Raw genomic sequence first — 25805 nt, forward strand, 5'->3', positions numbered from 1 at the left:
GACCTGGTCCGAGCTTTGGTCAGTTCGTTCGGGCGCGCCAAGTCGTGGGCCAGTAGTCGAGATCGACCCCGGCGCATTCGCCCATGGTCTGCTCCTTCGTCAGGACGAACTGACGGCCGGTCCAGCCCCAAGTCTGTAGTGTCCCACAGTCACCGAGTCCTCGCCCCTTGGGGAAGGCCGTCAGAAGGCGGGTCTTGGGATCGTAGGCGCCATTTATGGTGGTGTTGTCGGGCGTCGTGGGGTCCGCGCCTGGGCCGCCGGTTCCGACCAGGGCGACGGGTCGCGCGTCGCGGCCGCCCGGTCCGGTCAAGAACCAGGCCTGGGTAATGTTGTAGGCGCCTGCGCCGCAGGGAATGGCCCACAGCTCAGTATTGGCGTCCAGTCGCGCCGAAGCGACGGTGTCCGTAACGTCCGGCGTCACGGATTCCTTCATGCAGTTGGCGACGTCGCTGCGATTCAGAAGCGCGTCTGGAACGGTCTGGCCCGTGTCGCCGAAGCCGGCCTGACTGACCGCTGAGGACAGGGTCACGGTCGGCAGGGGCGGGGCCGTCGGCACTGTGGAGGATGGTTTGGCGCCGCGCCGGATCAGTGCGGTCGAGGTGTCAAGACGGCCTTGCTTGTCGTCGATCCAAAGCAGGGAGGCCGCCGCCCCGTTCAGCGACACGGCCTGGTTCGCGCCGCCTCGAAGGGTCAGGCTCTTGCCCTGGGCCAAGGCGTCGATAAGCGCGCGAGCGTCGCCTCCGGCGATCACGCCGATCGGCGCCTCCTTGGTTCCGTCAGGGCTCATGCTGGCCGGGAAGACGCGACCGTCGACATCCAGCGACAGCCGCCGCGCAGGGGGACCGTCACTGTCAGGCCAAAATCCGAAGGATATCTGCGGCTGGGCGTCCGGGCCGGGCGCCAGGGCGATGCGGATCCAGCCCGCGCCAAAGTCGGGCGCAAAGCCGAAGGCCCAGCAGTTCCCGTCGTTCCCGCAGCTGGCCTGCCAGTCCCTGAAGGTACGGGTCTCGCTGCGAATCTGCAGGACCGGCGCTGTGGCGGCGGGTGTGCTCGACGCCGCCGGGGAACCGGGCGCAGCCGTCGGGGCCTTGTCCGTTCGGTCGCCGCAACCGGCCAGAAGCGCCAGGGCGCCCAGGCCGAAGGTCAGGCATTGTAGGCCGTGAGGGCCGCGAGAAGAGATCATGCCTTCCTCAGTTCCGAAGGTTTATGGGCGGCGCGTGCGCCGGTCTTGGCGCTTTCGACGATATACTCCGGATTGTCCTTGGAGGCCGCCGCCTTGTGGCCCTTGATCCGAGTTTCGGATGTGACCTTTTTGATCACCTTTGCGGTGGTCGTGCCCTGGCTGTGGTCCCACTTGACCTTGTCTCCGGCCTTGAAGGTCGTGTCGGACATGGGCGTTGCTCCGTGATCATCGCGCTGAAGTTTCAGCGTTCCGCCGCCGCATCGGTTCCGCCTGGCGGACGGCGGGCTTTGCGTGGGCGCGCGGCCTCGCTATACCGCCGCCACGACATTCCTTCCCCATAGTCAGAGGCGGACCCACGCATGGCCAAGATCAAGGTCGAAAACCCCATCGTCGACATCGACGGCGACGAAATGACCCGCATCATCTGGCAGATGATCAAGGACAAGCTGGTCTTTCCGTTCCTGGACCTTGATCTGGACTACTACGACCTGGGCATGGAGAACCGCGACGCCACCGACGACCAGGTGACGATCGACGCCGCTCACGCCATCCAGAAGCACGGCGTCGGCGTGAAGTGCGCCACCATCACCCCCGACGAGGCGCGGGTGAAGGAATTCGGCCTGAAGAAGATGTGGAAGTCGCCGAACGGCACCATCCGCAACATCCTGGGCGGCGTGGTCTTCCGCGAACCGATCATCTGCTCGAACGTGCCGCGCCTGGTGCCCGGCTGGACCCAGCCCATCGTGGTCGGACGTCACGCGTTCGGCGACCAGTACAAGGCCACCGACTTCCTGGTCCCCGGCCCCGGCAAGCTGACGATCAAATTCGTCGGCGACGACGGTCAGGAGATCGAACACGAGGTGTTCCAATTCCCCGGTTCGGGCGTGGCCATGGGCATGTACAATCTGGACGCCTCGATCCGCGAGTTCGCCCACGCCAGCTTCGCCTACGGCCTGGCCCGCAACTATCCGGTCTATCTGTCGACCAAGAACACCATCCTGAAAGCCTATGACGGTCGCTTCAAGGACCTGTTCCAGGAGGTGTTCGACGAACACTACGCCGAGGAATTCAAGGCGCGCGGTCTGACCTATGAGCACCGGCTGATCGACGACATGGTCGCGGCCGCGATCAAATGGTCGGGCGGCTTCGTCTGGGCGTGCAAGAACTACGACGGCGACGTGCAGTCGGACGTGGTGGCCCAAGGCTTCGGCTCCCTGGGCCTGATGACCTCGGTGCTGATGACGCCCGACGGCAAGGTGCTTGAGACCGAGGCTGCCCACGGCACCGTGACCCGCCACTATCGCCAGCATCAGAAGGGCGAGGCCACCTCGACCAATTCGATCGCCTCGATCTTCGCCTGGACGCGCGGCTTCAAGCACCGCGGCAAGCTGGACGACAACCAGGCCCTGGTGGCGTTCGCCGACACCCTGGAGAAGGTCGTCGTCGATACGGTCGAGGCCGGCTACATGACCAAGGACCTGGCGCTGCTGGTCGGCGATCAGCAAGGCTGGCTGACCACCGAAGGCTTCCTGGACAAGGTCGCCGAGAACCTGAAGGCCGCCCTGCCGGACGTGGGCTAAGCCTCGCAGCCGCCCCGCCGCACAAGCCTTGCCGACAGGACGCCCAAACGTCCTCAAGCAGTGCGAAGCGCGGTAGGACAAAGAAGAATGGCCCCGCCGGATCGCTCCGGCGGGGCTTTTCGTTGTGCCGGGGTGAAAGCCGTGCATGATCGCGGTCATGAGGGAGTTCGGGTGAGGCGCCTGTTCGCAAATCTGCTGTTGGCGGCGGTCGTTCTTGCGATCGTGTCCTTCTTCGCCGCGCCGGGGGTGGCCTTCTTCGCCATCCGTTCGGCGGCCGAGGCCAGCGACGTCCAGGGGCTGTCGCGGCTGATCGACTTCTCGGCCGTGCGTCAGTCGCTGCGGCCGCAGCTGGCCGGTCGGCCCGAGGCGATGGCGCCCGCGCCGTCCTTTCTGGAAGACCCGATCGGCGCCTTCCGCCACCAGTTGCAGCAGAACCCGATCATCCGGCCGCCGGACGTGGACGCCTACCTGACGCCCGCCGCCCTCTCGGCCCTGACAAGGGGCGAGGGACGCTACGCCAGCCAGTGGACGACCACGGCCGCCACCGACGCCCGTGTGGACAAGCCCTGGCCTCGGCTCGTCTTCTGGGGCGTGAACCGGGCGCGTTTCGCGGTTCGGGATCGGGGCGGATCGCGCACCGTCTTCACCTTCGAGCGTCGCGGACCCTTCGCCTGGACCCTGGTTCAGATCGGCCTGCCCGACGGCACCGCCCCCTCTGCTCCAAACTCGCCTGCCTCGACCCCTCGCCCCGCTCCGCGAAAGGACACGCCATGAACCGCTCCTCGACCAGAAAGCGCCTCTGGGGGGCGGTGATCGTGGTGGCGGGCGCCGTGTTGATCGCCCTGTTCGTTTCGCCCTTCTTGGCGGCCCAGGGGCTGATCCGGGCGGCGCGGGCGGGCGACGCGGCCCAGTTGGAGCGGCGCGTGGACTTTCCCGCCTTTCGCGCCAGTCTGCGCGAGGAGTTGAACGCCCGCGCCACGATGGAAATCCGCCAGCGGGCCAAGGGCGACGCCGGCCTGACGGCGCTGGGCATGCTGCTGGCGCCGTCCCTGGTGGATGGGGCGGTCGATAATCTGGTCACACCCCAGGCGGTCGCCGCCATGGTGCGGTCCGCAGAAAAGCCCGAGCCGGAACGGCCCGCGCCGTCCCCGGATACGCCCGCCGCGCCCAAGGACCGTTTGCATCAGTCCTGGGCCTATCGCGGGCCGAACACCTTCGCCGTCACCCTGACGCGCGAGGATCGGCCCGACGACGCCCTGGTCCTGCTGATGAGCCGGCGCGGGCCGTTCTCTTGGAAGCTGTCGGGCGTGGACCTGACGCCCGATCCGATGGCCTGATCGCCCGGCGAAATCGCACGGTCCGCTCTTCGGCGCCGCTGGGTCTCAGCCCGCCAGGGCCGCCCGCACCGCCGCCAGACCGTCATCGGCCTTCGACCCGTCCGGGGCGCCGCCCTGGGCGAAGTCGGGTTTGCCGCCCGCGCCCTGGCCGCCCATGGCGATGACCGCCGCCCGCGCCAGATCGGCGGCGTTGACGCGGCCGGTCAGGTCCGAGGTGACGGCGACGGTCACGGCGGCCTTGCCGTCCGTCACGCCGATAAGGGCGACGACGCCGGTTCCAACCTGTTTACGGAAGTCCTCGGCCACGCCGCGCAGGCCCTTGCCGTCCACCCCGTCCAGAACGCGGGCGATCAGCTTGACGCCGTTGATCTCCTCGGGCGCGGACGAAGCGCCCGAACCGCCGCCCAGCGCCAGTTGCTTCTTCAGCTCGGCGACCTGTTTCTCCAGCGTCCTGACCGAGCCTTGCAGGGTTTCGACGCGGGCCGGGACGTCCAACGGCTGGATCTTGAAGTCGCGGGCCAGGTTGCGGGCGACCCTGGCCTGACCTTCCAGATACAGGCGGGCCGCCTCGCCGGTCAGGGCCTCGATGCGGCGGACGCCGGCGGCGACGCCGGTTTCCTGAACCACCTTGAACAGGCCGATGTCGCCTGTGCGGGCGACGTGGGTGCCGCCGCACAGTTCGACCGAATAGGGGGCGTTATCGCTGACTAGCGAGCGGCCCAGCGTCAGGACGCGGACCTCGTCGCCGTATTTCTCGCCGAACAGGGCGATGGCGCCGGCCTCGATGGCGTCGGCGGGGGCCATCAGTTTTGTCTCCGCCGGGACGTTCTGGCGGATCACGGCGTTGACCTCGGCCTCGATGGCCGCCAGCTCGTCCTCGGTGACGGGGGCCGAATGGCTGAAGTCGAAGCGGGCGCGCTCTGCGTCCACCAGCTGACCCTTTTGGGCGACCTGCGGACCCAGCACATTCTTCAATGCGGTGTGCAGCAGGTGGGCGGCGGAGTGGTTGGCGCGGGTCGTCGTGCGCTTTTCGGCGTCGACCGACTGGGCGACGCGGGCGCCCATCTCCAGCTTGCCGGCCGTGATCTGGACCGACAGGACGTGCAGGTCGCCGGCGTGTTTCTTGACGTCCAGCACCTCGGCCTCGCCGCCCGGCCATTCCAGCCTGCCCTGATCGCCGGTCTGGCCGCCGCTTTCGGCGTAGAAGGGGGTGGTGTCGAACAGGACCTCGACGATCTCGCCGGCCTCGGCCGCCTCGACGGGCGCGCCGCCGTTCATGATGGCCAGGACCTCGCCCGAACCCTCGATATTGTCATAGCCGGTGAAGACAGTCGGTCCCATCCGGTCGCGCACGGCCAGCCATTCGCCGGCGTTGGCCGACTGGCCCGAGCCCTTCCAGTTCTCGCGCGAACGTTGGCGCTGTTCGGCCATGGCGGCCTCGAAGCCGTCGACATTGACCGAAAAGCCGCGGCGACGGGCCTCGTCCTGCGTCAGGTCCAGCGGGAAGCCATAGGTGTCGGACAGGGTGAAGGCGGTCTGGCCGTCCAGCATGTCGCCGGGCTTGAAGCCCTGAACCGCCGTGTCGAACAGGGTCATGCCCCGGCCCAGGGTGGTGCGGAAGCGGATCTCCTCCTGCTTCAGCGTGTCCTCGATGAAGGGCTGGGCGCGGGCCAGTTCGGGATAGGCGTCGCCCATCTGCGCCACCAGCGTCGGGACCAGACGGTGCATCAGGGGATCGGTCGCGCCCAGCAGGTGGGCGTGGCGCATGGCGCGGCGCATGATCCGGCGCAGGACATAGCCCCGGCCTTCGTTCGAGGGGGTGACGCCGTCGGCGATCAGGAAGGACGACGAGCGCAGGTGGTCGGCGATGACCCGGTGACTGGCGGCGCGCTCGCCCTCCGACCTGGTCGAGGTGGCGTCTTCGGAGGCGGCGATCAGGGTCTTGAACAGATCGGTCTCGAACACCGAATGGACGCCTTGCAACACGGTGGTGATCCGCTCCAGACCCATGCCGGTGTCCACGCTGGGCTTGGGAAGGCTGCGAACGATCTGATCGTTCTCCTTCTCGAACTGCATGAAGACGTTGTTCCAGATCTCGACGAACCGGTCGCCGTCTTCATCGGGCGAACCGGGAGGGCCGCCGGCGATCTTGTCGCCGTGATCCCAGAAGATTTCGGTGCAGGGGCCGCAGGGGCCGCTATCGCCCATGGCCCAGAAGTTGTCCGAGCCGGCGATGCGGATGATCTTGTCGTCGGAAAAACCCGTGACCTTCTTCCAGATCGCGGCGGCCTCGTCGTCGTCGATATAGACCGTGACCAACAGACGCTTGGGGTCCAGGCCGAAGCCGTCCGTGACCAGGTTCCACGCCTGGTCGATGGCGTGTTCCTTGAAATAGTCGCCGAAGGAGAAGTTCCCCAGCATTTCGAAGAAGGTCAGGTGGCGGGCGGTATAGCCGACGTTGTCCAGGTCGTTGTGCTTGCCTCCCGCGCGCACGCATTTCTGCGAGCTGGTCGCGCGCGGATAGGGCGGCTTGGCCGCACCGGTGAAATAGTCCTTGAACGGCACCATGCCGGCGTTGACGAACAGCAGGGACGGGTCGTTCTGCGGCACCAGCGGAGCCGAATGCACCTTCTCGTGACCGTCGGCCGCGAAGAAGTCGAGGTAGGTGGCGCGGATCTCGTTCAGGCTGGGCATTCGGCGTGTCTTCGGCTGGGGCGGTCGCTAGGAACCGGCGTCATATAGGGTTTTGGCGGCGAACGCATCCCCGCCGCCGGGCCGGTCCTAGACGCGCGGCGGCGGGCCGAACTTGCCGGCCTGATAGTCCTGGATCGCCTGGATGATCTCTTCGCGGGTGGTCATGACGAAGGGGCCGTGGCTGAAGACCGGCTCGCCGATGGGGCGGGCGTGGCCCAGCAGGACGACGGCGTCCGATGCGGCCGTGATCTCGACCGCGTCGCCGTCGCCCAGGGCGGCCAGGTTCCATTGCGGCACGGGGGTTCCGGCGACGGAGACATCGCCCTTCACGACATAGAGAAAGACGTTGCGGCCGGGCGCTACCGGCGTCTGGAACTGCGCGTCGGCGGGCAGGCGGACGACGGCCAGATGGATGTCGATCAGGGACTGGATCGGCGCCTTCACGCCCAGCCAGTCGCCCGAGACCGGCTCGACCGTGACGCCGGCCTCGGTGGTGAAGGTCGGAATGTCGGCCTTCTGCAGGCCGACGTAGTTCGGCTGGGTCATCTTGAGCCGGGACGGCAGGTTGACCCAGAGCTGGAGGATTTCCATCGGCCCGCCGTCGCGCTTGAACGACGCGGGCGACAGTTCGGCGTGAATCAGGCCCGAGCCGGCGGTCATCCACTGGACGCCGCCCGCCGCGATGATGCTCTCGCCGCCGCCGGAATCGTTATGGGCCAGTTCGCCGTCCAGGATGAAGGTGACGGTCTCGAACCCCCGATGCGGGTGCGGGCCGAACGGCAGGCCGGCGTTGCCCGGCGCATAGGTCTGGGGCCCGTGGTGGTTCAGAAACAGGAAGGGATCGACCTGGTCCAGGCCGGGGCCGGGCACGGGCCGGCGCGTGATCAGATCGCCGATGTCGTCGCGATAGGCGGGGTGCAGACGGAGAACGGGGCGGTGGGTCAGGTCTGGCATCCGCTACATATAGGGTGGCGGTTTTGCGATGGCGAGCGGGCGAAACCGGGCGCCGAGCCGACGATGTTTTCCCCCGTCCGTTGACACCGGCCCCTCGGGGTCACAAAAGCCTTCGCAACCGCACACGGCGATTGAATTCATTCGTCTTTGAGAACGATTCGCATGACTCAGCCCAACCCGACCCGGCGGGGCGCGCCGGTCGATCCGACCGGTCGCTACGTCATCCAGCCCAACGGCCATGTCACGCCGATGTCGCCCTTCATGGAAGTGTGGCGCTGGCACGTCACCATGACCGCCTCCATCCTGTTCCGCGCCACCATCATCGCCGCCAGCGTCGGCGCCGTGATCATGGTCGGCTGGCTGGGCGCCCTGGCGTTCGGACCCGAACACTACGCCTGCTTCCTGTCGCTGGCGGGCTCGCCCCTGGGGCTGCTGGTCGGGTTCGGCCTGACGGTGGTGGTCCTGTCCTTCGTGCTGAACGGGGGGCGCCACCTGATCAACGACACCGGTCACGGCCTGACGCTGAAGTCGGCGACGCTGATGGCCAATATCGCGGTCTGGGCGCCGGTTCCGCTGGCCGTCCTGTTCTGGGTCGTGCTGTTCGCTTCGGGGAGGGTCGCGCTGTGAGCAGCCCGGTCAAGTTCAAGAACCACGTCAAGGTCTCCGAGCGCCACGGCGCGTCGGAGTGGCTCAGCGAGCGGGTCCTGCTGCTGGCCCTGATGCCGCTGGGCCTGTGGGTCCTGTCGACGATCCACACCCTGGCCGGCGCCGATTACGGCGCGGTTGCCGCCTGGTTCGCCAATACGCTGAACGCCGTCCTGGCGGGCCTGACGCTGGTGGTCTTCTGCGGTTTCGCCAGCCTGGCCTGGAAGGTCATCCTGGAGGACTATGTGCCCCAGGCGGGCGCGCGGCGGGCCCTGGTGCTGCTGGTCAATCTGATCTGCCTGGTGCTGGCGGCGACCGGCGTCTTCTTCATCACGCGGATGGCGCTGGGATCCGCGCCGCTGCCCGCCGGCTTCGGAGCCTGATCGTCCAATGGCTGCTTACGAACTCATCGATCACGAATACGACGTCGTCGTCGTCGGCGCGGGCGGCTCGGGCCTGCGCGCCGCGCTGGGCGCCGCCCAGCAGGGGCTGAAGGTCGCCTGCGTCACCAAGGTCTTCCCGACCCGCTCCCACACCGTGGCGGCGCAAGGGGGCATCTCCGCCTCGCTCGGCAACATGGGCGAGGACAGCTGGCAATGGCACATGTACGACACCGTCAAGGGGTCGGACTGGTTGGGCGACCAGGACGCCATCGAATATCTGGTCCGCAACGCCCCCAAGGCGGTCTATGAGCTGGAACACTGGGGCGTGCCCTTCAGCCGCACCGACGAAGGCAAGATCTATCAGCGCGCCTTCGGCGGCATGACCCGCAACTTCGGCGAAGGCCCGGTGCAGCGCACCTGCGCCGCCGCCGACCGCACCGGCCACGCCATCCTGCACACCCTGTACGGCCAGTCGGTCCGTCGCGAGGTGAAGTTCTTCATCGAATATTTCGCGCTGGACCTGATCATGCAGGACGGCGCCTGCACCGGCGTCACCGCGCTGCAACTCGACAACGGCCAGCTTCACCAGTTCCGCGCCAAGATGGTGGTGCTGGCGACCGGCGGATACGGCCGCGCCTATTTCAGCGCCACCTCGGCCCACACCTGCACCGGCGACGGCAATGCGATGGTGCTGCGCGCCGGCCTGCCGTTGCAGGACATGGAGTTCGTTCAGTTCCACCCGACCGGCATTTATGGCGCAGGCTGCCTGATCACCGAGGGCGCACGCGGCGAGGGCGGTTATCTGACCAATTCGGAAGGCGAGCGCTTCATGGAACGCTATGCGCCGACCGTGAAGGACCTGGCCCCGCGCGACATGGTTTCGCGCTCCATGACCATCGAAATCCGTGAAGGCCGCGGCGTGGGTCCGAACAAGGACCACATCTTCCTGCACCTGGATCACCTGGATCCGAAGATCCTGCACCAGCGCCTGCCGGGCATTTCCGAAAGCGCCAAGATCTTCGCCGGCGTGGACGTGACCAAGGAGCCGATCCCGGTCCTGCCGACCGTCCACTACAATATGGGCGGCATCCCCACGAACTATCACGGCGAGGTGCTGACGCTGCGCGACGGCAACCCCGACAGCGTGGTGCCCGGCCTGATGGCCGTGGGCGAGGCGGCCTGCGTCTCGGTGCACGGCGCCAACCGCCTGGGCTCCAACTCCCTGACCGACCTAGTTGTGTTCGGCCGCGCCGTCGGCCTGCGCTGCGGCGAGGTGGTGGACAAGGCGTCCGCCGTGCCGAGCGCCCCCAAGGCCCAGATCGACGCCCACATGGCCCGGCTGGACCGCTTCCGCTACGCCGACGGCTCGACCCCGACCGCCGAGCTGCGCCTGTCGATGCAGCGCGCCATGCAGGCCGATGCGGCGGTGTTCCGCACCGGCAAGACGCTGGAAGAAGGCGTTCAGAAGCTGCGCGCCATCGACGCCGCGGGCGCCGACATCAAGACGACCGATCGCGGCCTGATCTGGAACACCGACCTGGTCGAGACGCTGGAATACGACAACCTGATCGCCCAGGCGACGGTGACGATCGAAGGCGCCCTGAACCGCACGGAATCGCGCGGCGCCCACGCCCGCGAAGACTATCCCGAGCGCGACGACGTCCACTGGATGAAGCACACCCTGGCGTGGAAGCGTCCGGGCGAAGGCGTCCAGATCGACTATCGTCCGGTGCACAACTACACCATGACTGACGACGTCTCGTACATCGAGCCCAAGGCGCGGGTTTACTGATCCGCCATGGCCCTGCCCCCTTCAGACGTCCAGCCTGATCCCGCTTCGCCCTTCGAGGTCAGCGCGGCGACGGCTGCGCGCCTGGCGGCGGCCCGGGCGACGCCCCGGCGTTCGCTGGGGCTGAAGCTGCTGCTGGTCTGCGCCCTGGCGCTGCTGATGAGCATTCCGGCGCTGTTCGTCTTCGGCCTGTTGATGGATCGCAGCCACCGGGCGGAACGGGTCGCGACCGAGGTCGGCGACCTGATGGGCGGCCAGCAGACCTTCCTGGGGCCGGTGATCGCCGTGCCGTACAGCCGGATGGCCAGTGGCCCGTCGAATGCGCCGGGCGGGCCGGTCGTTCAGCCGAACGTCCCGCGCCTGGAGACCGGCGTCTGGTACGTCTTCCCGACCCAGGGAAAGATCGACGTCGATACCGATTCCGAGGTGCGCAAACGCTCGCTGTTCCGCGTCGCCGTCTATCAGGCCCAGGTCGTCTATTCCGGCCAGTTCGACCTGGCGCGCGCGGGGTCCGAGGCGCCCAGCGGCGCCGTACTGGACTGGAGCCGGGCCGAGATCGTGGTCGGGGCGTCCGATGCGCGGGGCGCACGCTCCGACATCGTCCTGAAGATCGGTGATCGCACCGTCGCCCTGACCCCGTCCACCCTTGATGCGTCCGTCAGCCTGGTCGGCGATCCCAATGTCGATCAGCGCGCCGGCCCGCGTTCGGTGCTGAAGCTGTTCGGGGCGCCGTTGAACCTGACCGACCGTTCGGGCGTCCTGCCGGTGTCGGGCCGGGCGACCTTCTCGGGCGCCCAACGGGTGTCGGTCCTGCCGTTCGCGGGAACCACCGAGGCGGGGATCAAGGGCGACTGGCCGCATCCGTCCTATAACGGCGGCTTCCTGCCGACCAAGCGCGAGGCCAGCGCCGGGCGGTTCGATGCGAACTGGAGCGTGCCGTTCGTCGCGCGGGGCATTCCGGCCGAAGGCGACGCCAGCGCCCTGGCCCGACTGGGCGCCGCGGACCTGGCGGTCAGCTTCGTGGAGCCGGCCAATCCCTATCAGTCGGTCAGCCGGTCGCTGAAATATGCGCCGATGTTCATCGGTCTGGTCTTCCTGGCCTTCTTCCTGTTCGAGACGACCACGGGCCGCCGCGTCCACCCGGCGCAATACATCCTGATCGGCCTGGCCCAGGTCATCTTCTACATGCTGCTGTTGTCCATCGCCGAACACACCGGGTTCGACATCGGTTTCGCCCTGGCGGCGACGGCCACCGTCGCCCTGATCTCGGCCTACGCCGGATGGACCTTCGACAGCCGGCGGCAGGGCGTCCGCGCCCTGGTCGCCTTCACCTTCCTCTACGGCCTCATCTATGTGCTGATGCGGCTGGAGGACTACGCCCTGCTGGTCGGCGCCCTGGCCAGCTTCGCCGCGATCTTCGCGGTCATGTATTTCACTCGCAAGCTTGATTGGTACGGCATCACCGGTGCCGCGACCAAGGACATATCCTGATGGTGCAGCTCACTCTCCCCCGGGGTTCCAAGCCCAGCAAGGGCAAGGTCCACAAGGCGCCGGCCGGCGCCAAGAACGTCAAGACCTACAAGGTCTATCGCTACGATCCCGAGGTGGACGCCGATCCGCGCTGGGACGTCTATGAGGTGTCGTCCGACGATCACGGGCCGATGCTGCTGGACGCCCTGATCCACATCAAGAACGAGATCGATCCGACCCTGTCGTTCCGCCGGTCGTGCCGCGAAGGGATCTGCGGCTCCTGCTCGATGAACATCGACGGGCGCAACACCCTGGCCTGCACCAAGGGCTGGGACGAGTGCCAGTCGTCCGACATCACCATTTCGCCCCTGCCGCACCAGCCGGTGGTCAAGGACCTGGTGACGGACCTGAGCCTGTTCTACGCTCAGTACGACTCGATCCAGCCCTACCTCCAGTCGGACGAGCCGGACCCCGAGAAAGAACGTCTGCAGACCCCGGCTGAACGCGAGAAGCTGGACGGCCTGTACGAGTGCATCCTGTGCGCCTGCTGCTCGACCTCCTGCCCCAGCTACTGGTGGAACCAGGAAGAATACCTCGGCCCGGCGGCGCTGCTGCAATCCTATCGCTGGATTTCCGACAGCCGCGACGACGCCACGCAAAAGCGTCTGGACGACCTGGAAGACCCGTTCAAACTGTATCGCTGCCACACGATCATGAACTGCGCCCAGGTCTGCCCCAAGGGTCTGAACCCGGCCAAGGCCATCGCCGAGACCAAGAAGCTGATGGTCTCGCCCGAGCGCAGGAAGCAGGCGGCCTGAGGATTCGGCGGTGGAGGCTTGCCTCCGCCGCGCCCTCGTCTAAGAGCGGGCCATGGCCAAGATAACCTACATCGAACATGACGGAACCGAACACGTCGTGGACGTGAAGCCGGGCCTTTCCGTCATGGAAGGCGCGATCCGCAACAATGTGCCGGGCATCGACGCCGACTGCGGCGGGGCCTGCGCCTGCGCCACCTGCCACGTCTATGTCGACGAAGCCTGGCGCGAGGCGACGGGCAAGCCCAGCGCCATGGAGGAGTCCATGCTCGACTTCGCCGAGGAGGTCGAGCCGAACAGCCGCCTGTCGTGCCAGATCCGCGTGTCGGACGCGCTGGACGGGCTGGTCGTGCGCCTGCCGGAAAATCAGCACTGAGATGGTCGGTGTCGATCCTGCGCTGATCGACTGGATCGGCCGCTGGATCGAAACGGCCGATCCGGCCGCGCCGCCGCCGATCCTGGGGATCGCGGGATCGCAGGGCAGCGGAAAATCGACACTGGCCCGCGCCGTCGCCCAAAGGTTCGGCGGGGCGGCGCTGTCTCTGGACGACGTCTATCTGACCCAGGCCGAGCGGGCGGCGCTGGCCGAAAGGGTGCATCCGCTGTTCGCCGTGCGCGGGCCGCCGGGCACGCACGACCTGGCCCTGCTGAACCGCCTGCTGGACCGGTTGCGCGCCGCGGGTTCCGACGAGGAGATTCGCCTGCCGCGTTTCGACAAGCTGGCCGACGAGCGGGCGCCGGAGACGGATTGGGCCGTGGTGCGGGGACGTCCGCGCCTGATCGTGCTGGAGGGCTGGTGTCTGGGCGCGACGGCGCAACGACCCGAGGCGTTGACGGCGCCTGTCAACGCGCTGGAACGTGAGAAGGACTCCAATGGGGTCTGGCGACGGGCGGTCGATGCCGCCCTGGGTGACGGCTATGCCAGCTTGGCCGCGCGGCTGGACGCCCTGGTGTTTCTGAAGGCGCCGGGGTTCGAAGTGGTGCTGGACTGGCGTTGCGAACAGGAGGCGGAATTGCTGGGCGTCGCGGCCGTGTCGCCCCAGCGTCGCGCGGCCCTGGCCGGCTTCATCGGTCACTACGAGCGGATCACGCGGCATATGCTGGCGGGCGGGGTTCGTCCGGACCTGACCGTCGAACTGGACGCGCGACGTCGGATCGTTGCGTTGCGCCCGGGCGTTGAGACCGCATGAGCCTGTTCAGATTCAACGCCGTCTCCGGCGAAGATCGGCGTGGAACGCACCGTCGGCCGATGAACGCGCGCGGCGTCGTCTGCGCGCCGGGGATGGAGACGGCCTGCGTCATCGTGGATCTGTCGGACGGCGGGATGCGGGTGCGGCTGGACCGCGGCGCCGCCCTGCCGCGCGAGGTGGTGGTGGTCGATGTGGCCGAGGCCGTGGCCTATCCGGCGACGGTCGTCTGGCAGAAGGGTCACGAGGCGGGATTGCAGCAGACCGGGGGCAAATCCCTGCGCGGTCTGGCCCCGGCGCGTCTGATCGAGGCGCGGGCCGCCTGGCTGAGGGCCGGCGGCCGCTAGGCGTCCGACGGCATGGAACCGGCGTTGATGGCGATGCGTCCGATCAGACCCTTGACGATCAGGTCCAGGGCCGAGCCCTCGCGATAGTCGGCGGCGGCGACGAAATTCACCCGGTCCTCCGAGATCAGGGAATAGACCTTCTTCTGATCCTTTTCGTTCGAGCGCGGGTCGTAGACGGCGATGGAGAAGCCGCCCTTGGTGTGCATCATCTTCATGGTCGGCACGTCGGTGTCGCCGTCGCCGATGAAGATCATCCGTTCGAACGGCACGGCGCGTTCGTCGTCGGGGATGAAGTGGTTGATGCGTTCGTGCTCCCAGTGGTTCTTCACGCCCTTGTTGATGCGGAACAGATACTGGGTCTTGGTGGTGTAATTGACGCCGACCGCCGGCCAGGCCGCCTCTCCCTTGTCGTCATAGACGTAGTGGGAGGCGAAGACGTGGGTCAGGGCGGGGCGGATCGGCGTGCCGTCGATCATCTCCTCCAGGCCGGCGGAGACGATGTAGTGTTCGATCTCCAGGCCGTAACGGGCGCCGAAATCGTTCATCCGGTCGAACCAGCTCAAGTCCTTCAGTCCCTCGAACAGGGCCACGGCCTCGCCATGTTGGCGCAGGGTGTCGCGCGTGACGGGCGATCCGTTCTGGCGCGCGTGGTGCAGCATCAGCTGCATGTACATCAGGATGCCGTCGCCGTCGGCGTCCTTGGTCAGGCGTTCGGCCTCGGTCCAGAAGGCGCCGATGTCCATCCCCATCGAGGGGATGAAGCTGACCTCCTGCATGTTGCCGCGCGCCAGGGTGCCGTCGAAATCGTAGATCAGGGCGGTCTTCAGCGGCGGGGTCTTGTTGGCGGCCATGGGCGGAATCCTGGGGTCTGGAACCCGCCCTCTATATCAGCCGGCGGCGTCCGTCGATTGGCGGCGGCGGCCGAAGGTGGGCGCCGCCGCCTTCTGCTCGGCCCAGTAGGCGGCGCCGGTCGTGGGCTTGAACATGGTGCGGGGCGTGCCGTCGCGCGCCACGACCGCGAAGGTGTTGGTCGAGGCCTGATAGATCAGGGTGTCGCCGTTGGGACGCTTGACCGTTTCGACGTCGCGCGGCGGCTTGGCGGTGAAGGCCTCCACCTTGGCCAGATAGTCGTCCGGCGTGCGGGCGTCGAAGGCGGCGCCGTTGCGCTCGAACAGGCGGGCGACCTTGGCGTCCGTCGTCTCGCGCCGGTTGGCGGTCAGGACGGGCTTGGGTGCGGCCGCGCCTCTGTTTTCGGCGCCGGCCGCCTCGGGCGTCGAGGCCAGGGCCATCGGCGCGTCGGCCGACGCCCGCTCCCGCGTCTCCACCGCCGACGGCCGGTCGCAACCCGCCAGCGTCAGCAGGATCAGCGCCGCCGCCGTCCCGGCTGATCCCAAACTCGTCGATCGCAGTCCCATTCGTCCCTCCCGACACCCGTGTGACGAGAGGAAACCACAACTTGATTGTTCCTGCAATGTTCTTGTCATCCGTCTCGACGCCATCGCGCAGGACCGCTAGACCGGGCACATGGACAGCCGATCCCTTTCGAACCGCAAGGTGCTGCTGATCGTCGGTGGCGGCATCGCCGCCTACAAGGCGTTGGAACTGGTGCGGCTGATCGCCAGGGCGGGGGGCGAGACGCGCGTCATTCTGACCGAGGCGGGGGCCGAATTCGTCACCCCCCTGTCGTTGGCGGCGCTGAGCGGCCATCCGGTGCGGGCGGGCCTGTTTCATCCTGACGACGAAACCAGCATGGGCCATATCGAGCTGTCGCGCTGGGCCGACCTGGTGGTCGTGGCGCCGGCGACGGCCGGTTTGATCGCCAAGGCGGCGAACGGCCTGGCCGACGACCTGGCCTCCACCACCCTGATCGCGACGGACAAGCGGGTGTTGCTGGCGCCGGCGATGAACGTGCGGATGTGGCAGCATCCGGCGGTCCAGGCCAATGTGGCGCGGCTGAAGGGCTTCGAGGGTTTCCACGGCGTCGCCGTGGTCGGACCCGACGTGGGCGAGATGGCCTGCGGCGAACATGGTCCCGGTCGGATGGCTGAACCGGCCGCCATACTGGAGGCGATCGAAGGTCTGCTGGCCGGCGCCGCCGGACGGCCGCTGACGGGGCGCCGCGCCGTGATCACGGCGGGACCGACCTTCGAACCCATCGACCCGGTGCGCGGCCTGACCAATCGCTCCAGCGGCAAACAGGGCTATGCCATCGCCGCCGCCCTGGCCGAACTGGGAGCCGAGGTGACGCTGGTGTCCGGGCCGACGGGACTGAACGCGCCGGCCGGCGTGATCCGCATCGATGTGGAGAGCGCGCTGGAGATGCAGGCCGCGACGCGCGCAGCCTTGCCCGCCGACATCGCCGTCCTGTCCGCCGCCGTGGCCGACTGGCGCGTGGACACGGTCGCGGGGGGCAAGATCAAGAAGGGCCCGGGCGGGCCGCCGACCCTGGCCCTGATCGAAAACCCCGATATCCTGGCCGGGATCGCCGCCCCGGGACCGGATCGGCCGGCGCTGGTCGTTGGCTTCGCGGCAGAGACCTCGGATCTGGAGGCCAACGCGCGAGCCAAGCTGTCGCGCAAGGGCTGCGATTGGATCGTGGCCAACGACGTCTCGGACGAGGTGTTCGGCGCGGACGGCAACGCCGTGCTTCTGATTTCGTCTGAGGGAACCGAGGCCTGGCCGCGCCAGTCCAAGACCGCCGTGGCCCGCGCCCTGGCCGCCCGCATCGCCGACCATTTCAAGGACCCCGCATGACCCACGCCCCGCTCGCCGTGCAGATCCAGCGCCTGCCCCACGCCGAGGGACTGCCCCTGCCGGCCTATGAGACGGCGGGATCGGCGGGCATGGACCTGCGCGCCGCCGTGCCCGAGGACCAGCCCCTGACCCTGGCGCCGGGCCAGCGTGCCCTGGTGCCCACGGGGCTGAAGATCGCCGTGCCGCTGGGCTTCGAGGCCCAGGTGCGCGCCCGTTCGGGCCTGGCGCTGAAGCACGGAATCATCTGCCCCAACGCGCCGGGCACCATCGACAGCGACTATCGCGGCGAGTGCGGCGTGATCCTGGCCAATATCGGCGCCGAGCCCTTCATCATCCGTCGCGGCGAACGCATCGCCCAGCTGGTGATCGCCCGGCATGAGCGGGCGGACTGGATCGAGGTCGAAACGCTGGACGAGACCGCGCGCGGGACGGGCGGATTCGGATCAACGGGGCGGTAGGGACAGCTTGGCTGTTATTCTGGGATAGCGATCATGATCACTGCCGCCTTTCTGTTTTTGGCCACTCAAAACGTCGCGCTGCCCGAAACGCCCTTGGCGCCAGTTTGCGTCCCGGTGGAAAGAGGCGCGGGCGACGCCATCAAAACTTGGTGCATGGCGGAGGCGCCGCTTCGCATGGAGCGGCCGTACCCGCCAGAGACGGCTTTATCGCAGCAAATTCCGTCCGGTTGGGCCGAAGTGAGATGCGTCTTCAAAGACGCGCGAATGCTGGAAAATTGCCAGGTCGTTTCGGAGTCTCATCCGGTTGGTTTTGGCCGAGTGACATTGAGAGCGTTGAGAACGGCAGAAGTCGCAGTCGTTGAAGGGGAAGATTCTCCTCGCGCCGGCGACTTTTACGTCGTGATCTCGAAGTTTCGAATTCTCGGGCCAACAGCAGCCCCTCTGGCGACGCCTTCCAAATAAGACGAAGACTGCTAACGCCTAAGAGGTGGTCTGGTGCATTGCCCTAAACCAGCGGCGCGGTCGGCTGGATGAGGCCGGCCTTGCGGCGGACGTGTTCGCGCCAGGCGGTATATAGGCCGCTGGAGGCGATCAGGGCGGCGCCGGCCAGGGTGTTCAGGCTCGGCGGCGTGTGCAGCAGCCACCAGCCGAAGACCACCGCCCCGATGATCTGCAGATAGTCGAAGGGCGCCACCACGGCGACCGGCGCCTTCTGCAACGAAGCGGTCATGAAAAGCTGGGCCAGGCCGCCGACGACGCCCGAGGCGATCAGCAGGGCCAGGATCTGGGGCGACCGCCAATGGCCGACGAAGGGCAGCAGGATCGCGCCGACGATGGACGAGGCCACGAAGAACCAGAAGACGATGGCGGCGACGTGTTCGGTGTCGCGCAACTGGCGCAGGGTGATGGTGACGGCCGCCGTCAAAACCGCCGCCGCCAGGCCGAAGCCGATGCCGACCAGGGGCACGGCGTGATCGCCCGCACCTGGCCGCATGACGATAATGACCCCGACGAAGCCCAGGGCCACGGCGGCCCAGCGACGGGGCCCGATCGCCTCCTTCAGGATCAGAAAGGACAAGAGGGTGGCGAAGACCGGGGCGGTGAAACTGAGGGTCGTGGCGTCGGCCAGAGGCAACAGGGTCAGGGTCTGGAAGACGCACAGGATGGACAGAATGCCCAGGGCGCTGCGTCCGACATGGGCCCAGGGCCGGCGCGTGGTCAGGGCCTTCAGGCCGTCGGGGCGGCCCAGCACCCAGATCAGCACGACGGGCAGGCCGAAGAAGGCGCGGTAGAACAGCATTTCCGGCGCGCCGACGCCCTCCAGCGACGCTAGTTTCAGCACCGCCGCCATGATCGAGAAACAGCCCGCCGCGGCGATCCGCAGGGCGATGCCCTGACTGACCGTTCCCATCTCAGGGGCTTGCCCTTGCGCCTGGGCGTCCCGGGTCACGCCTGTCTGAAGCCCAGCACGTCCTGCATGTCGTAGAGGCCGGGGCGGCGCGTGCGGACCCAGGCGGCGGCGGCGACGGCGCCCTTGGCGAACAGGGAGCGGTCGATGGCCGAATGGCTGAGGGTGAGGACCTCGGCTTCCGAGGCGAACAGGACCGAATGTTCGCCGATGATTCCGCCTGCGCGGATGGAAGAGAAGCCGATCCTGCCGGGCTCGCGCTCGCCCTGGACGCCGTCGTAGGGCGGGCTGCGCAGGTCGGACAGTTCGCCGAACCGCCCCTCTGCAGCGGCCTCGCCCAGCATCAGGGCGGTGCCGGAAGGCGCGTCGACCTTGCGGCGATGATGGCTCTCGGTGATTTCGATGTCCCATTCCTGAGCATCCAGCCGCTGGGCCGCCTGCTGCACCAGCCCGATCAGGACGTTGACGCCCAGGGAGAAGTTGCCGCTCTTGACGATGGCCACGGTCTCGGACGCCTTAAGGATCTCGGCCTCCTGCTCAGGCGTCATGCCGGTCGAGCCGATGACCAGGGCGGGCGCGCCACGCACCGCCGCGGCCTGGGCCAGGGCCACCGATGCGTCCGGGGTGGAAAAGTCGATGATGACGTCGCACAGAGAGATGTCGGCCGTCTCGCCCCAGTCGAAACGGGCGGCGACCACCACGTCGTCGCGCGCATCCAGCACCTGGGACACCGCCCGACCCATTCGGCCGCGATAGCCGGATATGCCGGCGTGGAAGATGGCGCTCAAACCGCGTTCTCTTTCGACCCGTCCGCGTCCTGACTGCCCAGGATGTCGGCCCAGAAGCGCTTGGCCTTTCCGGCGAAGCTGGAGTTCCTGGGGTTTTGCGCCTCTCCGAACGACAGGGCAAGCTCCTGCAGCAGTTCCTTCTGGCGCGCGGTCAGGTCGGTGGGAGTCTCGACGAACAGCTCGACCACCAGATCGCCCCGGTTGCGGCCGTTCAGGTGGGGCATGCCCTTGCCCTTGATGCGCACGGTCTTGCCGGTCTGGGCGCCGGCCGGCACCTGGACAGCGGCCTTGCACCGGCCGTCGCAGGCGTCCGAGACCAGGCAGGGGGCGTCGATCTCTCCGCCCAGGGCCGCCACCGTCATCGGCACCGGTACGGTGACGAGCAGGTCCAGGTTGTCCCGCTCGAACAGGTCGTGGGGCGCGACCGACAGGAAGACATAGAGATCGCCGCGCGGGCCGCCGCGTTGCCCGGCGTCGCCTTCGCCCGACAGGCGGATGCGCGAGCCGTCGTCCACGCCGGCCGGTATCTTCAGGTTCAGGGTGCGGTTTTTGCGCACCTGGCCATGGCCGTGGCAGGTGGTGCAGGGGTCCGCGATCATCTGGCCCGCGCCGTGGCAGCGAGGGCAGGTGCGTTCCACCTGGAAGAAGCCGTTGGCCTGGCGCACGCGACCGGCGCCGTTGCAGGTGGTGCAGGTGACGGGCTTCGTGCCCGGCTTGGCGCCCGTCCCTTCGCAGGTCTCACAGGTCAGGGTCGAGGGGACCGCGATCTCGACCTCGGCGCCCTTGTAGGCCTGCTCCAGCGTGATCTCCAGGTCGTAGCGCAGGTCCGAGCCGCGACGCGGCCCCCCCTGCTGGCCCCGGCCCTGGCGGCCGCCGAAGGCGTCGCCGAACGCATCGCCGAAGACCTGGGAGAAGATGTCGTTGATGTCCGAAAAGCCCTGGCCGCCCTGGCCGAACGGGTTGCCGCCGCCGCCGTTCACGCCGGCGTGGCCGTAGCGGTCGTAGGCCGCGCGCTTCTGGTCGTCGGACAGGACGCTGTAGGCTTCGGAGATTTCCTTGAACGCCACGACGGACTCTTCGGAGCCGCCGTTGCGATCCGGGTGGTGGATCATCGCCAGCTTGCGATAGGCCGCTTTCAGGCCGGGGGCGTCGATGGTGCGCTCGACGCCCAGAACCTCGTAATAATCACGCGCCATAGGGCGTTCGTCCTCATACTTCCCCTGACGTTCCGCCGCGTCTCTTTGTGAACGCTGGTCGAAAACGCTGTCCCGGCTGACATGGGGGCCGGGACGGATGATGCAAGCGTCAAGAAAAGGCCCCGCCTATCGCGAGACAAGCGGGGCCCTTCGTATCAGCCGCCTGAACCGATCAGGCGTTCTTCTTGTCGTCGTCGTCCGAGACTTCCTCGAACTCCGCATCGACCACGCCGTCGTCAGCCGGCTGGCCTTCGGCGGCCGCGTCGCCCGAGCCCTGCTGGGCGGCGTACATGGCCTCGCCCAGCTTCATCGACGCCTGGACCAGGGTGTTGGTCTTGGCGCGGATGTCCTCGGCGTCGGTTCCCTCGCGGGCGGTCTTCAGATCGGCCAGGCCGGTCTCGATGGCGGCCTTCTCGTCCGCGCCGACCTTGTCGCCGTGGTCGGCCAGGGCCTTCTCGGTCGAGTGGATCAGGCTGTCGGCGGCGTTCTGGGCCTCGACCAGATCCTTCTTGGCCTTGTCGGAGGCGGCGTTGGCCTCGGCTTCCTTGACCATCTTGTCGATGTCGGCGTCCGAAAGGCCGCCGTTCGCCTGGATGCGGATCGACTGTTCCTTGTTGGTCGCCTTGTCTTTGGCCGAGACGTTGACGATGCCGTTGGCGTCGATGTCGAAGGCGACCTCGATCTGCGGCATGCCGCGCGGGGCCGGCGGGATGCCCATCAGGTCGAACTGACCCAGCATCTTGTTGTCGGCCGCCATCGGACGTTCGCCCTGGAAGACCCGGATCGTCACGGCCGACTGGTTATCGTCGGCGGTCGAGAAGGTCTGGCTCTTCTTGGTCGGGATGGTCGTGTTGCGTTCGATCAGGGGCGTGAAGACGCCGCCCAGGGTCTCGATGCCCAGGGTCAGGGGCGTCACGTCCAGCAGCAGCACGTCCTTGACGTCGCCTTGCAGAACCCCGGCCTGAACGGCGGCGCCCAAGGCCACGACCTCGTCAGGGTTCACGCCCTTGTGCGGCTCCTTGCCGAAGAACTTCTTCACCGCTTCCTGAACGGCTGGCATGCGGGTCATGCCGCCGACCAGCACCACCTCGTCGATGTCCGAAGCCTTCAGGCCGGCGTCGGCCAGGGCCTTCTTGCACGGCTCGATGGTGCGCTGGATCAGGTCGTCCACCAGGGATTCCAGCTTGGCGCGCGTCAGCTTGATGTTCAGGTGCAGCGGACCCGAGGCGTTCATGGTGATGAACGGCAGATTGACCTCGTACTGGGTGGTCGAGGACAGCTCCTTCTTGGCCTTTTCGGCCTCTTCCTTCAGGCGCTGCAGGGCCAGCTTGTCCTGGCGCAGGTCGACGCCCTGCTCCTTCTTGAACTCGTCGGCCAGGTAGTCGACCAGACGCAGGTCGAAGTCCTCGCCGCCCAGGAAGGTGTCGCCGTTGGTCGACTTCACCTCGAAGACGCCGTCGCCGATCTCCAGGATCGAGACGTCGAAGGTGCCGCCGCCCAGGTCGTAGACGGCGATCTTCTGGCCGTCGTTCTTTTCCAGCCCATAGGCCAGGGCGGCTGCGGTCGGCTCGTTGATGATGCGCAGGACTTCCAGTCCGGCGATCTTGCCGGCGTCCTTGGTGGCCTGGCGCTGGCTGTCGTTGAAATAGGCCGGGACGGTGATGACGGCCTGCGTCACCTTCTCGCCCAGATAGCCTTCGGCCGCTTCCTTCATCTTCTGCAGGATGAAGGCCGAGATCTGTTGCGGGGAATAGTCCTTGCCGAAGGCGCGCACCCAGGCGTCGCCGTTCGGGCCCTTGACGATGTCATAGGGCACCATGCCCTTGTCCTTCGCCACGACGGGGTCGTCGAAGTTACGGCCGATCAGACGCTTGATGGCGAAGAAGGTATTGGCCGGATTGGTCACGGCCTGGCGTTTTGCCGGCTGGCCGACCAGGGTTTCGCCGCCGTCCTGGATGGCGACGACCGAGGGTGTGGTGCGGTTGCCTTCCGCGTTTTCGATGACCTTGGGGTTCTTGCCGTCCATGACGGCGACGCACGAGTTGGTGGTGCCGAGGTCGATGCCGATGATCTTGGCCATGCGCGTTCTGTTCTCTTTCCGTATCGGCGGGCGATGCGGCGGCCTTCGATGAAGCGCCGCGCGTGACCGCCCCCAGTGGGTTGGCGTTGAAGTTGATCGGATAGCCCCAGTTTTCGCGGGGTTTCTCCGAAGCTGGCCCCGATATGGGAAAGACCCCCCGGCTCGCAAGGGCGATCTGCGATTCCCGGTGCGATTCAGGCTTCGAGATTTTTCGGGTGCCGCCTGCGCGGAATTGACGCATAACGTTGTTCGTCGCAGGGGAGCGGAGAAGAGAGGGACCCATGTTCAAGGTGTTTTTGAAGAGCGCTGCGTGCGCTGTCGTCCTGGTCGGCGCCGTGGCGGCCGCCCCGGCCCCGGCCGTATCCGTGGCGTCGAGCGCCAATCTGGTCGCGGGCCAGTCGCGCGACGGCTATGACCGCCATGTCATGATCAAGAACCGCACGGGCTGGACCATGCTGCGGTTCTACGCCTCGGATTCGCGCACCGACGACTGGGAGGAGGATATCCTGGGCGACCGTGTGCTGGAAAACGGGCGCGATCTGCGGATCAACATCGATGACGGCTCCGGCGCCTGCATCTATGACTTCAAGGCCCAGTTCACCAACGGCCAGGAGTTGACCCGTTTCCGCATCAACGTCTGCGAAGTCAGCGAATACACCTACACCCGCTGAGGTCGGAACCGCTCTGCCGGGCTTTCGGCTGTGGCCGGGGGCCCTGGACGCCCAGGCCCAGGCCGAACTGACGGCTGACGTTTTCGCGCGTCTGGAAGCAGCGCCCCTCTATCGGCCGATGACGCCGGGCGGACGGCCCCTGTCGGTTCGGATGAGCAATTTCGGGCCGTTGGGCTGGGTCTCCGACCCGCGTGGCTATCGCTATCAGGCGATCCATCCGGAAACGGGGCAGGGCTGGCCCGATATTCCGGCCGTCCTGCTGGACCTGTGGGCCGCGACGGTCGGCGGGCCGACGCCGGACGCCTGTCTGGTCAATCTGTACCGGGACGGCGCGCGGATGGGCCTGCATCAGGACCGGGACGAGGCGGACCTGTCCGCACCGGTCCTGTCGGTGTCCCTGGGCGATACGGCGGTGTTCCGCATCGGGCCGGCCGAGGGCGGACCCACCACGACCCTGAGATTGCAGAGCGGCGACCTCTGCGCCCTGACCGGTCCGGCGCGTCTGGCGCGGCACGGGATCGACCGGGTGCTGGAAGGGTCGTCGCGCCTGATCCCCGGCGGCGGGCGTCTGAACCTGACGCTGCGCCGGGCCGGCGTCAGTCCAGACTGATCTTTTCACCGCCCGCTGTGTCCAGACGCCAATAGCCGGCCGCCTTCATCGCCTTGGGCGAGAAGCCGAGGTCGAGCGCGCGCGCCCGCAGCGCCTTGGCCGCGGTCGCCTCGGCGGCGATCCAGACATAGGCGTCGGTCGGATCGACCCCGGCCAGGGCGGTTTCGGCCGCCTTCAGCAGGGCCTGACTCTCGCCACGCGGGGCGCCGTCCCGCATGGCCCAGGTCACGGTCGCCCGGGCCGGACTGTCCAGGGCGATCCGGTCGGCGAAGGTTCCCACCTCGATCACCGCATGGGCGCGGGCCTGGGGCGGCAGTTCCTCCAGCCGTCGAGCGATGGCAGGCAGGGCCGTCTCGTCGCCGATCAGCACATGGTCGGCGTAGTCGGTGGGAACGACGAAGGAGCCGCGCGGCCCGCCCACACCCAGGGTCGCGCCGGGCCGTGCAGCCATGGCCCATTCCGTGGCCGGGCCGCCGTGGCCCGTCACGAAGTCCAGCGTCAGCCGGTTGGTCGCTGGGTCGAAAGCGCGGGGCGTATAGTCGCGCATCGCCGGGCGTGGTTCGGGAAAGATCGGCCCGTCCGGCCCCAGGGTCGGCAGGACCGCGGCCTCGCCCTCGGCGGCCGGGAAGATTTTCACATGGTCGTCGAAGCCCAGGGAGACGAAACCGTCCAGTTCCGGCCCTTCCAGCACCACGCGCCGCAGCGACGGCGTCAGGTCCTGGACGGCGGCGACGGTCAAGGTGCGGAACCGCAGGTCGTGCCGCACCCGCTGGATGTCGCGCGCGCTCATGCCTTTTCCACCGTGTCGGCGGCGGCGGCGATAGCGGCGGCGATGGCCTCCACCTGGGCCTCGGTCAGGGCGGTCTCGCCGGTCAGTCGGGCGTGAACGGCGTGGCGCAGACGGCCGATGGCGTCATGGATAGCGGCGGGGCGCAGGGCGCGGGCCGCGAACTTGTCCATGGTGGCCTCGGCTCCGCGCAGCACCTCGGCGTTCTCGTCCAGCAGGGCGCGACCGGCTTCGGTGATGGAATACAGCTTCTTGCCGCCCTGGGCCTCGGATTCCAGGGCGCCCATCTCCTCCAGCAGGGTCAGGCTGGGATAGATGACGCCGGGGCTGGGCGAATAGGCGCCGCCGAGTTTCGTCTCGACCGCCTTGATCAGCTCATAGCCGTGGCTGGGCTTGTCCGCGATCAGCGACAGCAGCACCCAGCGCAGCGTCCCGTGGTCGAACAGACGGCCGCCGCCGCGCCGGCCATGACCCCGTCCCTCGTGGCGTGTGCCCCAGCCGGGGCCGAAGCCGCCGCCCCGCATGCCCCGGCCGAAACCGAACCCTCCGAAGCCGCGCCGTCCATGGCTTTCGTCGCAGCCGTGGCCGCGACCGTGAACATATTTGTCGGACCGCATTGTCCATTCCTTTTCGATATATCTAATCATGCCGGTTCAGATATATCGAAAC

28 protein-coding genes are annotated in these 25805 nt (G+C 67.7%); 16 read left to right on the forward strand and 12 right to left on the reverse strand.

The annotated features are described in order from the left end of the window. Positions 1–19: 19 nt before the first annotated feature. Positions 20–1183, reverse strand: a complete 1164-nt coding sequence (locus tag ACWPV3_RS03610; protein ID WP_292086503.1) for a DUF1176 domain-containing protein — start codon at positions 1181–1183, stop codon at positions 20–22. Next, a complete protein-coding gene (locus ACWPV3_RS03615; RefSeq protein ID WP_453976873.1) occupies positions 1180–1392 on the reverse strand; it encodes a DUF2945 domain-containing protein in 213 nt (70 codons plus the stop codon). The genes ACWPV3_RS03610 and ACWPV3_RS03615 overlap by 4 nt, the downstream gene beginning before the upstream one ends. Before the next feature lie 150 nt (positions 1393–1542). Between ACWPV3_RS03615 and ACWPV3_RS03620 the strand changes: the two genes are divergently transcribed. The 3 genes from ACWPV3_RS03620 to ACWPV3_RS03630 all read left to right on the forward strand — a co-directional run bounded on the left by ACWPV3_RS03620 (position 1543) and on the right by ACWPV3_RS03630 (position 4100). Beyond that, positions 1543–2763, forward strand: a complete 1221-nt coding sequence (locus ACWPV3_RS03620) for an NADP-dependent isocitrate dehydrogenase (RefSeq protein ID WP_292086505.1) — start codon at positions 1543–1545, stop codon at positions 2761–2763. A 171-nt stretch (positions 2764–2934) separates the two neighbouring features. Then, positions 2935–3537, forward strand: coding sequence for a DUF2939 domain-containing protein (locus ACWPV3_RS03625; protein ID WP_453976874.1), 603 nt, complete (start codon positions 2935–2937; stop codon positions 3535–3537). Continuing rightward, positions 3534–4100, forward strand: coding sequence for a DUF2939 domain-containing protein (locus ACWPV3_RS03630; RefSeq protein WP_453976875.1), 567 nt, complete (start codon positions 3534–3536; stop codon positions 4098–4100). The genes ACWPV3_RS03625 and ACWPV3_RS03630 overlap by 4 nt, the downstream gene beginning before the upstream one ends. 45 nt (positions 4101–4145) lie before the next feature. Here ACWPV3_RS03630 and alaS read toward each other — a convergent pair whose 3' ends face one another. Continuing rightward, positions 4146–6794: an alanine--tRNA ligase gene (gene alaS, locus ACWPV3_RS03635; protein WP_453976876.1), complete on the reverse strand. Its 2649-nt coding sequence runs from the start codon at positions 6792–6794 to the stop codon at positions 4146–4148. Between the two features lie 87 nt (positions 6795–6881). After that, positions 6882–7748: a pirin family protein gene (locus ACWPV3_RS03640; protein ID WP_453976877.1), complete on the reverse strand. Its 867-nt coding sequence runs from the start codon at positions 7746–7748 to the stop codon at positions 6882–6884. Between the two features lie 162 nt (positions 7749–7910). Between ACWPV3_RS03640 and sdhC the strand changes: the two genes are divergently transcribed. Genes sdhC through ACWPV3_RS03680 form a run of 8 tightly spaced genes read left to right on the forward strand, consistent with a single transcriptional unit; the run spans position 7911 to position 14384 of the window. Next, a complete protein-coding gene (gene sdhC, locus ACWPV3_RS03645; protein ID WP_292086510.1) occupies positions 7911–8375 on the forward strand; it encodes a succinate dehydrogenase, cytochrome b556 subunit in 465 nt (154 codons plus the stop codon). Next, complete coding sequence (sdhD, locus tag ACWPV3_RS03650; protein WP_453976878.1) at positions 8372–8776, forward strand: succinate dehydrogenase, hydrophobic membrane anchor protein; 405 nt, start codon at positions 8372–8374, stop codon at positions 8774–8776. The genes sdhC and sdhD overlap by 4 nt, the downstream gene beginning before the upstream one ends. Before the next feature lie 7 nt (positions 8777–8783). Continuing rightward, complete coding sequence (gene sdhA, locus ACWPV3_RS03655) at positions 8784–10568, forward strand: succinate dehydrogenase flavoprotein subunit (protein ID WP_453976879.1); 1785 nt, start codon at positions 8784–8786, stop codon at positions 10566–10568. A gap of 6 nt (positions 10569–10574) precedes the next feature. Beyond that, a complete protein-coding gene (creD, locus tag ACWPV3_RS03660) occupies positions 10575–12056 on the forward strand; it encodes a cell envelope integrity protein CreD (RefSeq protein ID WP_453976880.1) in 1482 nt (493 codons plus the stop codon). Continuing rightward, positions 12056–12853, forward strand: a complete 798-nt coding sequence (locus tag ACWPV3_RS03665; RefSeq protein ID WP_292086514.1) for a succinate dehydrogenase iron-sulfur subunit — start codon at positions 12056–12058, stop codon at positions 12851–12853. The genes creD and ACWPV3_RS03665 overlap by 1 nt, the downstream gene beginning before the upstream one ends. A 52-nt stretch (positions 12854–12905) precedes the next feature. Continuing rightward, positions 12906–13226, forward strand: coding sequence for a 2Fe-2S iron-sulfur cluster-binding protein (locus ACWPV3_RS03670; protein WP_292086515.1), 321 nt, complete (start codon positions 12906–12908; stop codon positions 13224–13226). A gap of 1 nt (position 13227) precedes the next feature. Continuing rightward, the gene (locus tag ACWPV3_RS03675) at positions 13228–14040 is read left to right on the forward strand and encodes a kinase (RefSeq protein ID WP_453976881.1); all 813 of its coding nucleotides are present in this window, start codon (positions 13228–13230) and stop codon (positions 14038–14040) included. Continuing rightward, positions 14037–14384 (forward strand): PilZ domain-containing protein, encoded by a 348-nt coding sequence (locus ACWPV3_RS03680; RefSeq protein ID WP_453976882.1) that lies wholly within the window; start codon positions 14037–14039, stop codon positions 14382–14384. The genes ACWPV3_RS03675 and ACWPV3_RS03680 overlap by 4 nt, the downstream gene beginning before the upstream one ends. On the opposite strand, the gene ACWPV3_RS03685 is transcribed toward ACWPV3_RS03680, so the two are convergent. Next, positions 14381–15235, reverse strand: coding sequence for an HAD family hydrolase (locus tag ACWPV3_RS03685; protein WP_453976883.1), 855 nt, complete (start codon positions 15233–15235; stop codon positions 14381–14383). The genes ACWPV3_RS03680 and ACWPV3_RS03685 overlap by 4 nt on opposite strands. Positions 15236–15271: 36 nt before the next feature. Continuing rightward, positions 15272–15799, reverse strand: a complete 528-nt coding sequence (locus ACWPV3_RS03690; protein WP_453976884.1) for an S-type pyocin family protein — start codon at positions 15797–15799, stop codon at positions 15272–15274. A gap of 109 nt (positions 15800–15908) precedes the next feature. On the opposite strand from ACWPV3_RS03690, the gene coaBC reads away from it, so the two are divergent. The 3 genes from coaBC to ACWPV3_RS03705 are packed head-to-tail and all read left to right on the forward strand — an operon-like array spanning position 15909 to position 18058. Further along, positions 15909–17138: a bifunctional phosphopantothenoylcysteine decarboxylase/phosphopantothenate--cysteine ligase CoaBC gene (coaBC, locus tag ACWPV3_RS03695; protein ID WP_292086520.1), complete on the forward strand. Its 1230-nt coding sequence runs from the start codon at positions 15909–15911 to the stop codon at positions 17136–17138. Then, the gene (dut, locus tag ACWPV3_RS03700) at positions 17135–17596 is read left to right on the forward strand and encodes a dUTP diphosphatase (protein ID WP_453976885.1); all 462 of its coding nucleotides are present in this window, start codon (positions 17135–17137) and stop codon (positions 17594–17596) included. The genes coaBC and dut overlap by 4 nt, the downstream gene beginning before the upstream one ends. A gap of 33 nt (positions 17597–17629) precedes the next feature. Further along, positions 17630–18058, forward strand: a complete 429-nt coding sequence (locus ACWPV3_RS03705; RefSeq protein ID WP_453976886.1) for a hypothetical protein — start codon at positions 17630–17632, stop codon at positions 18056–18058. Positions 18059–18101: 43 nt separating this feature from the next. Here ACWPV3_RS03705 and ACWPV3_RS03710 read toward each other — a convergent pair whose 3' ends face one another. The 4 genes from ACWPV3_RS03710 to dnaK all read right to left on the reverse strand — a co-directional run bounded on the left by ACWPV3_RS03710 (position 18102) and on the right by dnaK (position 23068). Then, on the reverse strand, positions 18102–19046 hold the full coding sequence (locus ACWPV3_RS03710) for a DMT family transporter (RefSeq protein WP_453976887.1): 945 nt from the start codon (positions 19044–19046) through the stop codon (positions 18102–18104). Next, entirely contained in the window at positions 19043–19792 is a 750-nt protein-coding gene (dapB, locus tag ACWPV3_RS03715; protein WP_453976888.1) for a 4-hydroxy-tetrahydrodipicolinate reductase, read from the reverse strand. The genes ACWPV3_RS03710 and dapB overlap by 4 nt, the downstream gene beginning before the upstream one ends. Further along, entirely contained in the window at positions 19789–20988 is a 1200-nt protein-coding gene (gene dnaJ, locus ACWPV3_RS03720) for a molecular chaperone DnaJ (RefSeq protein ID WP_453976889.1), read from the reverse strand. The genes dapB and dnaJ overlap by 4 nt, the downstream gene beginning before the upstream one ends. Before the next feature lie 172 nt (positions 20989–21160). Continuing rightward, the gene (gene dnaK, locus ACWPV3_RS03725) at positions 21161–23068 is read right to left on the reverse strand and encodes a molecular chaperone DnaK (protein ID WP_292179871.1); all 1908 of its coding nucleotides are present in this window, start codon (positions 23066–23068) and stop codon (positions 21161–21163) included. A 281-nt stretch (positions 23069–23349) separates the two neighbouring features. Between dnaK and ACWPV3_RS03730 the strand changes: the two genes are divergently transcribed. Further along, on the forward strand, positions 23350–23739 hold the full coding sequence (locus tag ACWPV3_RS03730; protein ID WP_292086526.1) for a hypothetical protein: 390 nt from the start codon (positions 23350–23352) through the stop codon (positions 23737–23739). Positions 23740–23752: 13 nt separating this feature from the next. Then, positions 23753–24349, forward strand: a complete 597-nt coding sequence (locus ACWPV3_RS03735) for an alpha-ketoglutarate-dependent dioxygenase AlkB (protein WP_453978498.1) — start codon at positions 23753–23755, stop codon at positions 24347–24349. On the opposite strand, the gene ACWPV3_RS03740 is transcribed toward ACWPV3_RS03735, so the two are convergent. Together ACWPV3_RS03740 and ACWPV3_RS03745 are read right to left on the reverse strand one after the other, a co-directional pair. Then, positions 24336–25139 carry a siderophore-interacting protein gene (locus ACWPV3_RS03740; protein ID WP_453976890.1) on the reverse strand — a complete coding sequence of 268 codons (804 nt, stop codon included), beginning with the start codon at positions 25137–25139 and terminating at the stop codon, positions 24336–24338. The genes ACWPV3_RS03735 and ACWPV3_RS03740 overlap by 14 nt on opposite strands. After that, positions 25136–25753, reverse strand: a complete 618-nt coding sequence (locus ACWPV3_RS03745; RefSeq protein WP_453976892.1) for a PadR family transcriptional regulator — start codon at positions 25751–25753, stop codon at positions 25136–25138. Before ACWPV3_RS03745 ends, ACWPV3_RS03740 begins: the two co-directional genes overlap by 4 nt. Between the last annotated feature and the right edge of the window lie 52 nt (positions 25754–25805).

Source organism: Brevundimonas sp. Marseille-Q4549, assembly GCF_976940555.1.

Excerpts from the sequence above, each read along its gene's own strand:
- ACWPV3_RS03730 (WP_292086526.1), top strand. The coding sequence starts at position 23,350 with ATGTTCAAGGTGTTTTTGAAGAGCGCTGCGTGCGCTGTCGTCCTGGTC.
- sdhA (WP_453976879.1), top strand. The coding sequence starts at position 8,784 with ATGGCTGCTTACGAACTCATCGATCACGAATACGACGTCGTCGTCGTC.
- ACWPV3_RS03690 (WP_453976884.1), bottom strand. The coding sequence starts at position 15,799 with ATGGGACTGCGATCGACGAGTTTGGGATCAGCCGGGACGGCGGCGGCG.
- ACWPV3_RS03640 (WP_453976877.1), bottom strand. The coding sequence starts at position 7,748 with ATGCCAGACCTGACCCACCGCCCCGTTCTCCGTCTGCACCCCGCCTAT.
- ACWPV3_RS03685 (WP_453976883.1), bottom strand. The coding sequence starts at position 15,235 with ATGGCCGCCAACAAGACCCCGCCGCTGAAGACCGCCCTGATCTACGAT.
- ACWPV3_RS03675 (WP_453976881.1), top strand. The coding sequence starts at position 13,228 with ATGGTCGGTGTCGATCCTGCGCTGATCGACTGGATCGGCCGCTGGATC.
- sdhC (WP_292086510.1), top strand. The coding sequence starts at position 7,911 with ATGACTCAGCCCAACCCGACCCGGCGGGGCGCGCCGGTCGATCCGACC.
- ACWPV3_RS03610 (WP_292086503.1), bottom strand. The coding sequence starts at position 1,183 with ATGATCTCTTCTCGCGGCCCTCACGGCCTACAATGCCTGACCTTCGGC.
- dnaK (WP_292179871.1), bottom strand. The coding sequence starts at position 23,068 with ATGGCCAAGATCATCGGCATCGACCTCGGCACCACCAACTCGTGCGTC.
- ACWPV3_RS03680 (WP_453976882.1), top strand. The coding sequence starts at position 14,037 with ATGAGCCTGTTCAGATTCAACGCCGTCTCCGGCGAAGATCGGCGTGGA.
- ACWPV3_RS03620 (WP_292086505.1), top strand. The coding sequence starts at position 1,543 with ATGGCCAAGATCAAGGTCGAAAACCCCATCGTCGACATCGACGGCGAC.
- dnaJ (WP_453976889.1), bottom strand. The coding sequence starts at position 20,988 with ATGGCGCGTGATTATTACGAGGTTCTGGGCGTCGAGCGCACCATCGAC.
- ACWPV3_RS03615 (WP_453976873.1), bottom strand. The coding sequence starts at position 1,392 with ATGTCCGACACGACCTTCAAGGCCGGAGACAAGGTCAAGTGGGACCAC.
- ACWPV3_RS03630 (WP_453976875.1), top strand. The coding sequence starts at position 3,534 with ATGAACCGCTCCTCGACCAGAAAGCGCCTCTGGGGGGCGGTGATCGTG.
- ACWPV3_RS03665 (WP_292086514.1), top strand. The coding sequence starts at position 12,056 with ATGGTGCAGCTCACTCTCCCCCGGGGTTCCAAGCCCAGCAAGGGCAAG.
- ACWPV3_RS03745 (WP_453976892.1), bottom strand. The coding sequence starts at position 25,753 with ATGCGGTCCGACAAATATGTTCACGGTCGCGGCCACGGCTGCGACGAA.
- ACWPV3_RS03705 (WP_453976886.1), top strand. The coding sequence starts at position 17,630 with ATGATCACTGCCGCCTTTCTGTTTTTGGCCACTCAAAACGTCGCGCTG.
- ACWPV3_RS03740 (WP_453976890.1), bottom strand. The coding sequence starts at position 25,139 with ATGAGCGCGCGCGACATCCAGCGGGTGCGGCACGACCTGCGGTTCCGC.
- dut (WP_453976885.1), top strand. The coding sequence starts at position 17,135 with ATGACCCACGCCCCGCTCGCCGTGCAGATCCAGCGCCTGCCCCACGCC.
- ACWPV3_RS03670 (WP_292086515.1), top strand. The coding sequence starts at position 12,906 with ATGGCCAAGATAACCTACATCGAACATGACGGAACCGAACACGTCGTG.
- alaS (WP_453976876.1), bottom strand. The coding sequence starts at position 6,794 with ATGCCCAGCCTGAACGAGATCCGCGCCACCTACCTCGACTTCTTCGCG.
- coaBC (WP_292086520.1), top strand. The coding sequence starts at position 15,909 with ATGGACAGCCGATCCCTTTCGAACCGCAAGGTGCTGCTGATCGTCGGT.
- creD (WP_453976880.1), top strand. The coding sequence starts at position 10,575 with ATGGCCCTGCCCCCTTCAGACGTCCAGCCTGATCCCGCTTCGCCCTTC.